The sequence below is a fragment of the Thermoanaerobaculia bacterium genome (assembly GCA_018057705.1).
Taxonomy (GTDB): Bacteria; Acidobacteriota; Thermoanaerobaculia; order Multivoradales; family JAGPDF01; genus JAGPDF01.
The window spans coordinates 1-11843 of record JAGPDF010000102.1 but is presented as its reverse complement, the minus strand read 5'-3'; the positions used below and the strand labels follow the sequence as shown (position 1 = coordinate 11843).

Below are 11843 nucleotides of genomic sequence, written 5' to 3'. Positions count from 1 at the left end.
GTCGCCTGGCCGAAACCCGGGGGCACCGCCTGACCGACGAGGACTGCCATGGTGGCGACGTGGACGAGTGAGGAGACTCGCATCCGATTCCTCCTGCCAGTCAGTGCTGCGCTGCCTGCTTCGAGAGCTCGGCGGAGCCTACTCCTCCTCGGAAAAATCGTCCAGACGCGAGCCGCGGCCGCGTCGTCGGCGAAGGTACAAGAGATAGAAAAGGACCGGTAAAGGAAATAGATGGTCCGGTGCGTTCGTTGCTCCTTTCGTCGATGTCCGCCCACACCCGATCTGACGCTCCAGGAGCGGCCCCGCGTTTCCTAGGGCGTCGCGTGAGCCGCTTCCTTCCTTTACTGGGCTTCTTGCTTTTCTTCTCGCTGAGCCTCGGTCTCTCGGCTCGCGGCGGGGCGGCGACGGAGCCGGTGCGGCCGCCACCGGTGATGGTCGAGGCGCCGCCGGCGCTCGCCGCGACCGCGCGGGAGATCGAGCGGCTGGCGCCCGAATCGATCGCCGCCGCCGCGGCGCTCGTCGGCGGCGACACGAGCGCGCTCCTGGCCGAGCTTCAGCCGATCACTGTCGTGCTGGTGCCGGAAGGGAGCGCCGCGGCGCGGGCGGCGGCGCCGTGGATCGCGGGGTATGCGCTGAACGGGCGCGGCCCGGGGCAGATCGTGCTCTTTCCGGCGCGGGCCGACCGCTATCCCGATTTCGGACTCGGCGCGGTTCTGCGCCACGAGCTGACGCACCTCTTCGTCGACCGCGCGGCAGGAGGTCGCGATGTGCCAAGGTGGTTCAACGAAGGGCTGGCGATGACCGTCGGGCGCGAGCCGGGACTCGGTGACCGTGCACGGGTGGCGTTGGCGGTGATCGACGACGCGAGCCTGCCGATCGCGCGGCTCGACGCTGCCTTCTCGGGCGGCGAAGCCCAGGTCCACTCCGCCTATGCGCTGGCCGGCGACCTCGTGCGGGAGCTCCTGCAGCGCCACGGCCGCGACTGTGCCGCGCGCATCCTCGCCGGCGTCGCGCGCGGCGAGCGCTTCCGCGATGCCTTCTTCGCGGTCACCGGCGAACGGCTGACGGAGTTCGAGACCGGCTACTGGGAGCACCGCACCTTCATCGACCGCTGGGTGCCGGTGATCTCGAGCTCGGTGCTGCTCTGGGGCGGCATCTCTTTGCTGGCTCTGGCGGCCATCCGCCGCCGCCGCGCCCGCGACGCCGAACGCCTGGCGCGCTGGGGGGTGGAGGAGGGGGAGCTCGCGAACCCGTTCGGCGAGCTGCCGGAGGAGGCACCCGAAGTCGAAGCGGAGATCGACGCCGGTCCCGCCGCTGAAGGCGCGCCCGACGACTGGCCGCCGCGCAAGCCCGACCCGAAGGCGTGGCGTCGTCGCTGAAGCGAATTGCAGGGTCTCTCGCGAGTTTGGAGAGATCAGGGCCGAAAAACAGGGACAGGCACCAGTTGAGAAACTGGTGCCTGTCCCTGTTTTTTCGATCGCTATCGGACGCCGCGGGCGGGACAGGGCGCGCTAGACTTGCCGCCTCTGGAACGAATCGACGATTTCGCCGCCGTTCGCTGCGGCTGCGGGTGAGGTGCAGATGATCGGCAGGCGCCTCGGCACTTACGAGATCACCGCCAAGCTGGGCGAAGGCGGCATGGGAGAGGTCTGGAGAGCGACGGACACGAAGCTCCGGCGCGACGTGGCGGTGAAGATCCTGCCGCCGGCCTTCGTCGCCGATACGGAACGCCTCGCCCGCTTCGAGCGTGAAGCCCAGCTCCTCGCGCAGCTCAACCATCCGAACATCGCGCAGATCTACGGCATGGAGGCGAGCGGTGAGGCGCACGCCCTCGTCATGGAGCTGGTCGAGGGGCCGACCCTCGCCGAGCGCCTCGCGCAGGGAGCGCTGCCCCTCGAGGAGAGCCTCGCGATCGCGCGCCAGATCGCCGAAGCCCTGGAGGAGGCGCACGAGAAGGGCATCGTCCATCGCGACCTCAAGCCGCAGAACATCAAGGCGCCGCGGGAAGGGAAGGTCAAGGTCCTGGACTTCGGGCTCGCCAAGGCGATGGAACCGGCGGGAGCGCCGCCGCTTTCGACCTCGGCCGACTTCGCGCGCTCGCCGACCCTGATGCACTCGCCCACTCTCACCGCCATTCGCGGCACGGAGCTCGGCGTGATTCTCGGTACCGCGGCCTACATGTCGCCGGAGCAGGCGAGGGGCCTCGCGGTCGACCGGCGGGCGGATATCTGGGCTTTCGGAGTGGTGCTCTTCGAGATGCTCACCGGCCGCTCCTTGTTCGCCGGCGAGACGGTTTCCGACACCCTCGCCGGAGTGCTCAAGACCGATGTCGATTGGAGCGCGCTGCCCGTATCGGTCCCGCCGCCGGTGCGGCAGCTCCTGCGCCGTTGCCTCGAGCGGAACGCGAAGAGCCGGCTGCGCGATATCGGCGACGCGCGACTGGCGCTCGAGGAGGCGATGGCGGGGCGTGCCGACGAAACCGGACCCGCGCCTGTCGCAGAGCCGTCGAGAGCGCCGGCCAGATGGCCGTGGCTGCTCGCTGCGAGCGCCGCCGTGGCGCTGGCCACGTTCGGCCTGACTCGTTGGCTCGCTCCTGCCTCGCCGGCGGGCGGCGCGAAGACCGCGCACGTCAGCATCGCGCTGCCTCCCGGTTACGAACTGGGCTCGAGCCAGCTCACCCCGATTGCGATCTCGCACGACGGTAGCCGGATCGCCTTTGTCGGCCTGAAGGACGGCAGGAACCGCATTTTCGTGCGTGCACTCGACGAGCCCGAGGCGAAGCCGCTCGAAGGCACCGAAGGGGGCGACGGACCGTTCTTTTCGCCCGACGGGCAGTGGATCGGTTTCTTCGCCGACGGCAAGCTGCGCAAGGTGACCGTGAACGGGGCCGCCGTGGAGACGCTCGCGGATGTGACGTCGCACCGGGGTGGCGACTGGGGGGACGACGGCTTTCTTTACTTCGCGCCGACCAATGTCGGCGGCATCTGGAGGGTGCCGGAGCGCGGTGGCGCTGCTGCCCAGTACACGCGCCTCGAAGCGACCGCAGGCGAAATCAGCCACCGCTGGCCGCACCGAGTCGCCGGCAGCGACGCCCTGCTGTTTTCCGTGTGGACGGGGCCGGGGGACGACGAGCACAGTATCGCGCTGCAGTCGGAGGCGGCGGGAGCGCATCGGCTCCTCGTCAAGGGCGGCAACGCTCCGCAGTACGTCCCGCGCCTCGGGAAGCTCTTCTACACTCGTCGCGGTCAGCTGCTGAGTGTCGACTGGCGGCCGTCGCGAGCGGACCTCGGCCGGGCGGTGCCGGTCGCCGCGCGAGAGCAGCCGCGCGACGGCGTGGGCAACGAAGGCTGCGGGAACTTCTCGGTCTCCGACGACGGGACGCTCGCCTACCTGTTCGGCGGTGGGACGCAGAACGACCAGCGCCTGGTCTGGATCGATCGCAGTGGCGTGGCGGCTGCCCTACCCCTGCCGCAACGGGCGTACGAGAACGTCGCCGTCTCCCCGGATGGCGCACGGGCCGTCGTGCAGATCCGGGAGGCCTTTACCCGGCTTTGGGTCTACGAGTTCTCGCGCGGCACGCTGACGCCGGTCGGCCCGGCGAGCGCGAGCAGCCAGGCTGCGCTCTGGTCCGCCGACGGCTCGCGATTGATCTTCCGGGGCACCCGGAAGGGGACACGCAACCTCTACTGGATGCCGGCGGACGGCTCGGCGGCCGAAGAGCGCTTGACGACGAAGTCCGGCGTCATCCAGACGCCGACCTCGGCCTCCTCCGACGGACGGATCCTGCTCTTCAACGAACACGGTCCGGGGGAGCCCGACGGCTCCGGCATCTGGTGGCTCGCGCTCGACGGCGATCGGACACCGAAGCGGCTGTTTCCGCATCCCCAGGACGGCGCGAACGGGCAGCTCTCGCCCGACGGGCGCTGGGTAGCCTACGAGGCTCGCGTCTCCTCGCGCCGGGAGATCTTCGTCGCGCCGTTCTCGGGCGCCGGCGAAAGACGCCTGGTCTCGGCCGACGGGGGCACCGAACCCCTCTGGTCGCGCGACGGGCGGGAGCTCTTCTTTCAGAGCGGCAACCGGTTGATGTCCGTCACCGTGTCGCCCGGGGCGACGTTCTCGGCGACGCTGCCACGCGTCGAGCACGAGGGTCTCTTCCTGCGCACCATCACCAGCAACACCAGCTTTGGCATCGTGCCGGACGGGAAGCGCTTCTTGCGCATCCAGCCGGTCGATCAGCAGCCGACGATCTTGCGCATCGACCTGGTGCTCGACTGGTTCTCCGAGGTCGCGCGGCGCTGAGCCGCGCGCCGCCCCTCCTAGGGCGGCGCGGCGACTCCGACCGGTTCGCTGAGGATCGCCCCGGCGCCGATGCCGCGGCGGAAAGCCTCTTCGTTGAGCGGCACGAGCTCGGCGCGTTTCTTGAGTGTCTCGCGGATCGTGTAGAGGAGAGACTCCGCCGGCAGCAGGCCGAGAGCTCCCTGGAAGGCGCCCAGGGCGACGACACTCTTGACGTTGGATTTGCCGATCTCGGCGGCGATGGTGGTGAACGGCACACCGATGACCCGGACGCCTGCGGCCATCTCCGGGAGGTCCGGGGTCACCGACGAGTCGTAGATCAGCACGCCGCCCGGCAAGATCTGGGGCGCGAACTTGGCGACGCTCGGGGCGTTGAACGCCACCAGCACGTGCGGCCGGGGGACCGCCGGCGAGAGCACGTGGTCGGCAGCGAGGCGAACATCGGCGTACGAGGTGCCGCCGCGCGACTCCGGTCCGTAGGAGGGGATCTGGGTCGCGTCGAAGCCTTCGTGGATCGCCGAGTGGGTGAGCAGCATCGCCGCCGTCTGCGCTCCGTCACCGCCGGCGCCGGCGAACTTCACGCCGATGTCGCGCGTGCCCAATTGCATCGGGAAGCCTTTGGCGAACCGCGGCGGGGCCTTCGTCGAGGCGCCGATCGCCGACAGCAGGCGAAGCGGGTCGTAGTCGGGCACCGGCAGCGCCGGCCGGGGTTCGACCGTGAGGTCCTTCTTGACGCCGAGCGGGAAGTACGGCGTCATGGCATCGCGCACCCAGGCCTCGGCCTCCTCGGGACTCTTCTGGAGGTGGGTCGGGCATTCGGCGAGCACTTCGACGAACGAGAAACCGCGGTTCTCGATCTGCAGCTCGAGCGCCTTGCGGATCGCCTTGCGGGCGCGCGTGCGTTGCTTCGGGTCGTAGAGCGCGACGCGCTCGACGTAGATCGGGCCGTCGAGGCCGGCGATCATCTCGGACATGCGCAAGGGCTTGCCTTCGAAAGTGCCGCGACCGTAGGGCGAGGTCACCGTGACCTGGCCGGGGAGCGACGTCGGCGCCATCTGGCCGCCGGTCATGCCGTAGATCGCGTTGTTGACGAAGATGACGGTGATCGGCAGCGAGAGCTCGGCGGCCGACAGGATCTCGGCGAGGCCGATCGAAGCGAGGTCGCCGTCCCCCTGGTACGAGATGACGATCGCCTCCGGATTGGCGAGCTTGTGCGCCACGGCGACGGCGGGCGCGCGTCCGTGCGCCGCCTGGGTGTTGCCGACGTCGAGGTAGTAGTACATGAAGACCGCGCAGCCGACCGGCGAGACGGCGATCGTGCGGTCCTGGATGCCGAGCTCGTCGATCGCCTCGGCGAGATACTTCTGGATGAGTCCGTGTCCGCAGCCGGGGCAGTAGTGCGTCGAATGGCCCTTCAGACCCTCGCCGTGGGCATGGCGCTCGAAGAGATCGTAGAAGACCGTCATGATGCCACCTCCATGCCGCGGCCGCCCAGGCCGGGGAACTCCTTCGCCAGGACTGCATCCACGATCTCTTCGGTCGACGGCAGCACGCCGCCGAGCCGGCGCACCGACTCGATGCGCGGCGGCGCGACTCCGGCGTGCGAAAGGGCGAGCCGCAGCTCGTCCTCGAGCTGGCCGGCGCTCGCTTCGACGACCACGATCCGGCGGACGTGCTCGAGTACCGGCAGGAGTGGGCGTACGGGGAACGGCCAGAGCGTGACCGGGCGGAAGAGCCCGGCGAGCACTCCCTGGGAGCGCAGAGCCTCGACGGCACCCTTGGCCATCCGCGCCGGGGTGTTGCAGGCGACGAGCAGGACGTCGGCATCCTGGGTGCGGTAGCGCTCGGCGCGCGCCTCTTCGCGTTCGATCTCGGCGTACTTCGCGAGCAGGTGGTGGTTGTGGGCTTCGAGGTCGGCCTCGGCGAGGTAGATCGAAGAGATGAGATTGCGCCGATGCCCGCGGTCGCCGGTCACCGCCCAGGCGGGGACGCCAGGCTTGACGTAGTAGGGCGGCAGATCGATCTTGCCGGTCATCTGGCCGAGATAGCCGTCCGCGAGGAGGATGACCGGGTTGCGGTACTTCAACGTCAGCTCGAAGGCGAGCATGGTGAGGTCGAGCATCTCCTGCGGCGAGGCCGGCGCGAGGACGATGGCGTGCGTGTGCCCATGTCCGAGTCCGCGGCAGACGAGCTTGATGTCCGACTGCTCGGGCGCGATGTTGCCGAGGCCGGGGCCGCCGCGCATGACGTTCACGACGACCGCGGGGAGCTCGGCGCCGATCAGGTAGCTCATCCCCTCGAGCATCAGGCTGAGCCCCGGCGACGAGGTGAAGGTCATCGCCTTCACGCCGGCGCCGCCGGCGCCATAGAGGTGGGCGATGGTCGCGACCTCACTCACCGCCTGGACGAAAGCTCCGCCGAGCTCCGGCAGGAGCCGCGCCATGAGCTCGGTGCCTTCCGTCGAGGGAGTGATCGGATAGCCGTAGAACTGCCGGCAGCCGGCGAGCAGCGCGCCGATGGCAGCGGCGTGATTCCCCTTGACGGTGAGCGGCTCGCGCGGCGGGAGCGGCAGGCATTCGTCCTCGATCTCCGTCGCCGGCTGAAGATGCGTCCGACCCTCGACGCCGATCTGGGCGCTCGGGGTGGGCGCTCCCGGCGCCGGCGTGGCAGCCGGGGCCGGCAGCGGTGGCGATTCGACCGCCGCCGCGGCTGCAGCCGTCTCCGGCCGCAGCCCGTAGGGCTCCGGACAGGCGGAGATGCAGAGCGCGCAGCCGTTGCAGTCGTGGAGATCGATCACCACGGGGACCAGGCCGGTGCGCGGATCGACATGGTCATCGTAGGTGATGCAGTGCTTGGGGCAGGATCCGATACAGCGTCCACAACCCTTGCAGAACTGCGCTTCGAGATACGGCAACGGCCGCTTGGGGGCCGTGGTGGTCGTCTGGGGAGCTCCGTCCATGACGCCTCCCTTCCTCGACAAGATGCGCTTTTGCGGCGTGGACCTCCAACACCCGTCCGGGTGGGTGAGCGGCGCGCGAGGTCAGAACGGGGTGGGGCGGACTGTCGCGAAGGCCGCCCTTTCGCGTTCTTGCGCAGGTGGATAGATTCAGGATTCATCTCGCAGACCCACCAGGGAGCGCACTTTGACGATCCGCCGTCGCCGTCCGTTCTCCTGCCTCCTCGGGCTCGCCGTCTTCTTCGCCGGCTGCGTCCGCAATGAAGAAGCCGCTGCGCCACTCCAGGCCGTCCGGGCACGGCCGCTCACGGACGTGCGCTTCGAGCGGACGCCGGAGCGGGTCGAGCGTGGCCGCTACCTCGCGACCGCCGCGGTCGCCTGCGTGATCTGTCACTCCGAACGGGACCTGCGTCTCCCCGGAGCGCCCCCGGTTCCCGGGCGGGAGTTCGCGGGCGCGGTCATGGCGGAGGAGCCGGGCTACCGGCTGGTGGCGCCGAACCTGACCCCCGACGTTGCGACCGGAGCGGGATCCTGGAGCGACGACATGCTGGCACGCGCCATTCGCGAGGGCGTTGGGCACGACGGGCGCGGCCTCGGCGGCCAGATGTGGTGGTGGGCATTCCGGGCGCTCTCCGACGAGGACCTGGCCTCGATCATCGTCTACCTGCGCTCGCTGCCGCCAGTCGCGAACTCCCTGCCGCCGCGACTCCTCTCGCCCGAGCTGGAGAAGGGGCGCGCCGAGGGTGCACGGCCTCTCGACGGGCCGGTCGCAGCGCGGGATCTCACCGATCCGGTCGAGCGCGGCCGCTACCTGATCGAGATCGCCGACTGCCTGGGCTGCCACTCGGCCTGGGAGGCCCCGATCCAGCCAGGGCTGGGCGGTGGGGGCAATGCGGTCGAGCGCTTCGGCGAGAAGATCTGGAGCGCCAACCTGACTCCCGATCCGACCGGAATCGGTCCGCATACCGAGGGGATTTTCCGCGGCGCCCTGCGCAGCGGAAGGGGCGGGACGCTCCACGGGGCGATGCCCTGGGTCGCCTACCGCAACCTCAGCGACGCCGACATCGGGGCGATCTACCTCGCGCTCCGTGAACTGCCGCCGGTCGCCCATCGCGTCGCCTCGTCGGCCTCCGGGGCGAAACCGACGGCCTGCCCGGTCTGCGGCCAGGAGCACGGCTTCGGCGAGCTGAACGTGCCGCCCGTGTATACGCGTGCCCCGGTCGATCTCCGGTCGCTCGCCGATGCCGTGGGCACCTACCGGTTCGGGGTCGACTTCATGGCGGTGACTGCGCGTGACGGCGCGCTTTACGTGTCGGACAACGGCAGGCCCGCGGTCGAGGCCGTTCCGGTGGAGGGTGGACAGTTCCGCGGGATCGGACTGGTCTCGCCGTTCAGCTTCGAGCGTGACGCGGCCGGCAAGGTCGTCGCACTCCTCACCTACGACCTCGGCACGACGCGCTGGGAGCGCGGGGCGGCCGGCGCTCCCTAGCGACGGTGGTGGGGGCACTCCGGCACTCGGGATCCAAAGTGGGCTCCTATTTGAGGCGTGGTCGCCCACTTTGGATCCCGAGCACCAGAGCGCCCCTGGGGGACGAACGGGGACACATTGCGGACGAACGCGTTTGTGTGTCCCCGGCTTTTCGAAGTCTGAGCGCGACGGTCAGTTCGCCCAGCAGGTGGCGAAAGCGTCGCTGTCGGTGAGCGCGGCGGCGGGGGGGCCCTGGGTCTTCGAGTAGACCTTGAAGTCACCGGTCACGGTGTCGGTGACCGTGATGTCGTAGCCGACGTCGGTCGCGGCGGCGCCATAGACCCAGAAGCGGTTGTTGAGCGCGCAGGCGTCGAGGGTCTTGATGAGCACCTCGCTCACCTGGGGCGAGAAGAAGGTCATCGTGCCGGAGTTCGAGTTGAGCGGCACGACGCGGGCGATGCCGCTACCGGTCTGGGCAGCGAAGAAGGTCGCCTCGACGCGGAAGCGCCCGGCCGTGAGGCAGAGCGCCGTCGGCGTCGCGACGCAGCCGCCGTCTTCCGCCTCGGAGGGCTCGCTGTAGAGGAAGTCGTCCGCAGCCACGGCGTCGTGGCCCACCGGCTCGCCGCCACCGTCGAGGGCGACGTCGCCCGAGGTCACCGTGACGCGGGCGATCGCGGGCGCGCCGGGGAAGGAGACTCCGAGGAACGAAAAGGTCTGGTCGCCGCTCGCCGCCGGAACCTCGTAGCGCCCGAGCGACTGGCCGTCGACTCCCCAGTACTCGATCGCCGAGCGCCCGGCGAGGTCGACGTCGGTGAACACCGCGCCGAAACCGGAGACCACAGCCGGCCGGTTGGTGCCGGGGACGAAGAACTTCACCTCGTAGACCGGATCCCAGATCGAGGTGAAGAGCCGCTGCGCCGAGAACGCCGCGAACTTCGTGGCGTAGGCCGGATCGAAATCGGCGAAGACGACGGGCGTTGCCGTCGGATTGCCGGTCTTGGCGCTCACCGCGAACAGGTTGTCGTGGCTATTGAAGAAGATGGCGCCGCGCGCCGAGGTGACGTTGAAGAAATCGGAAGGCAAGAGGTTCGGCCGGCTGGCGCTGTCGGGGGCGCCGTCCCAGTTGATCTCGCGGCGCAGGCCGCCGAACGAGCCGTTCGCGCCGGCGACCGTGCCGCCGCCGAGGTCCGCCCGGAAGGCGTCGCGCGCGGCGGTGACCGTGGCCAGATCTCCGGCGGCGGAGCGGACGACCTGGGCTGGCGCGGACGAGCCCGCGAGGAGCGACGAACTGACGAGGGCGGCGAAGAGGAGGCGCTGTCGAGCGGTCTGCATTGAGGAGACTCCCTGGAAGAAGTGGCAGCAGAATCGCCGCCGCTCCGTTACCAGGATCGTGCATTGCCTGCAAAGGCCGCGCGACCGGCGCATGTCGGGGCGGAGCCCTGACTTAAGGTAGTGGCGGGCCCGACCGATGATCGGAGCGGGGTGTTAGGGTCGCAGGCGCTGCCTGGGGGGTACCGATGATCGCTCGCTCGCGCCGAAGCCGTGCCGCTGCCGCATCTCGCCTCTTTTCCGGCCTGTGGGGCGCCGCGGCGCTCGCCTCCGTCCCGGCGGGAGCAATCTGGTCGGACGATCCGGCGCTGAATCTGGTCGTCGCGGACGGCGCGAGCGAGCAGGTGCAACCCAAGGTCGTGGCGCTCGCGGACGGCGGTTTCTACGTCAGCTGGTTCGACAATGCGACCGGCGGCTATGACGTGCGCTTGCAGCGGCTCTCCGCCAGTGGCGTCGAGCTCTGGCCCCACAACGGCATCCTGGTCGCCGATCGCAGTCTCTCCTCCACGACCGACTACGGCCTCTCGGTGGATGCCGCCGGCAACGCGCTGCTCGCCTTCAACGACGACAGCCAGCCAACCGAGAGGATCGTCGTCTCGAAGATCTCGCCGGCGGGCGTCGCGCTCTGGGGGACGCCGGGGATCGCGGTTTCCGACTCCAAGGCCTTCCTCGCCTCGCCGCGGGTCGCCGGCACCGACGACGGCGAGGTCGTCGTCGCCTGGTTCCAGAGCCCCGACACGGTGCTGCAGCGGCTCGACCCCAGCGGGACGGCGCTCTGGGCGGCCGGTGGGATCGCCCTGGCGCACAGCGGCGACACCTTCGTCCTCTCCGACCTGCAGGCGACCGGCTCGAACGGCGGTCTCGACACGGGCAATGTCATCGTCTCGTGGGTGCGCTACGTGACCTTCGCGGGCGCCAAGCATCTCTGGGCGCAGAAGCTCGATCCCGACGGCGCGCCGCTCTGGGGGGCCGGGCACAGGCAGGTCTTCGACCTCGACGGCGGTTCGCTGCAGTTCGGCAACTTTCCGGGGTTCGAGCCGGACGGAGCCGGCGGCGCCGTGTTTGCCTGGTACACCAGCACGCCGTCGCTGCAGGTGAGGGTGCAGCGCCTTCTCGCCGCGGGCACCGAGGCGTTTGCCCACGACGGCGTCGAAGTCTCGACCGACGGCTCCCGGCTGCGCGTCGATCCGAGCGCTGCTTTCGATCTGGACGCTGGGGAGCTCACGGTCTTCTGGGTAGAGAAGAACTCGCTGCAGAGTCAGCACGGGCTCTACGGTCAGTGCCTCGACGCCCTCGGGGCGCGGCTCTGGGGAAGTGAGGGGATCCCCTTTCTCGCTCTCGGAGCGACGGAGATCACCCAGGTGAGGGCGTTGCCGGCGCTGACCGCGACGCTCGCCGGCGCGGCGGAGGGCGGCACCGGGAGCCATGCGCTCGTCGCCTGGGCCGAGACCGTCGCCTTCGACGATCAGCCGATCCGCGCGGCGCGGGTCGACGCCACCGGCGGCCTCGTCTGGGCGCCGCCGGTCACTACCTTGAAGAGCTCGGCCACCTCCACCAGCCGCCTCGCCGCCGCTACCAGCAGCGACGGCTTCGCCGCCTTCGCCTGGACTGACGGTGAGGCCCTGCGCGACCTCGAGGCACAGAACCTCAACCTCGACGGAACCCTCGGCACCTGGCCGTTCTTCGCCGACGGCTTCGAGACGGGCGGCACCACCGCCTGGAGCGCGACCTTCCCCTGAGCGGCTGATCGAGAAGCGCCCGGCAGGTCTCGGAAGGGTAATTGGGGACAGTCCC

Annotated in this window: 7 protein-coding genes; 4 read left to right on the top strand and 3 right to left on the bottom strand. The window is 70.0% G+C overall.

The features are described from left to right. Positions 1–323: 323 nt before the first annotated feature. Positions 324–1379, top strand: a complete 1056-nt coding sequence (locus KBI44_19715; GenBank protein ID MBP9146710.1) for a hypothetical protein — start codon at positions 324–326, stop codon at positions 1377–1379. Positions 1380–1581: 202 nt separating this feature from the next. Beyond that, positions 1582–4299 carry a protein kinase gene (locus KBI44_19710; GenBank protein MBP9146709.1) on the top strand — a complete coding sequence of 906 codons (2718 nt, stop codon included), beginning with the start codon at positions 1582–1584 and terminating at the stop codon, positions 4297–4299. 17 nt (positions 4300–4316) lie between these two features. Here the strand turns inward: KBI44_19710 and KBI44_19705 are convergent, their stop codons facing one another. Next, entirely contained in the window at positions 4317–5762 is a 1446-nt protein-coding gene (locus KBI44_19705) for a 2-oxoacid:acceptor oxidoreductase family protein (protein MBP9146708.1), read from the bottom strand. Beyond that, positions 5759–7255, bottom strand: a complete 1497-nt coding sequence (gene vorB / locus KBI44_19700) for a 3-methyl-2-oxobutanoate dehydrogenase subunit VorB (protein MBP9146707.1) — start codon at positions 7253–7255, stop codon at positions 5759–5761. Before vorB ends, KBI44_19705 begins: the two co-directional genes overlap by 4 nt. A 184-nt stretch (positions 7256–7439) precedes the next feature. Here vorB and KBI44_19695 point away from each other — a divergent pair, with 184 nt between their 5' ends. After that, positions 7440–8741, top strand: a complete 1302-nt coding sequence (locus tag KBI44_19695; GenBank protein MBP9146706.1) for a cytochrome c — start codon at positions 7440–7442, stop codon at positions 8739–8741. Between the two features lie 171 nt (positions 8742–8912). On the opposite strand, the gene KBI44_19690 is transcribed toward KBI44_19695, so the two are convergent. Next, positions 8913–10052, bottom strand: a complete 1140-nt coding sequence (locus KBI44_19690) for a hypothetical protein (protein ID MBP9146705.1) — start codon at positions 10050–10052, stop codon at positions 8913–8915. A 185-nt stretch (positions 10053–10237) separates the two neighbouring features. Between KBI44_19690 and KBI44_19685 the strand changes: the two genes are divergently transcribed. Next, positions 10238–11788, top strand: coding sequence for a hypothetical protein (locus tag KBI44_19685; GenBank protein ID MBP9146704.1), 1551 nt, complete (start codon positions 10238–10240; stop codon positions 11786–11788). The last annotated feature ends 55 nt before the right edge of the window (positions 11789–11843 follow it).

What these genes read in the sequence shown, in the direction of transcription:
- KBI44_19705 (MBP9146708.1), bottom strand. Translation starts at nt 5,762, where the DNA reads ATGACGGTCTTCTACGATCTCTTCGAGCGCCATGCCCACGGCGAGGGT.
- vorB (MBP9146707.1), bottom strand. Translation starts at nt 7,255, where the DNA reads ATGGACGGAGCTCCCCAGACGACCACCACGGCCCCCAAGCGGCCGTTG.
- KBI44_19690 (MBP9146705.1), bottom strand. Translation starts at nt 10,052, where the DNA reads ATGCAGACCGCTCGACAGCGCCTCCTCTTCGCCGCCCTCGTCAGTTCG.
- KBI44_19685 (MBP9146704.1), top strand. Translation starts at nt 10,238, where the DNA reads ATGATCGCTCGCTCGCGCCGAAGCCGTGCCGCTGCCGCATCTCGCCTC.
- KBI44_19710 (MBP9146709.1), top strand. Translation starts at nt 1,582, where the DNA reads ATGATCGGCAGGCGCCTCGGCACTTACGAGATCACCGCCAAGCTGGGC.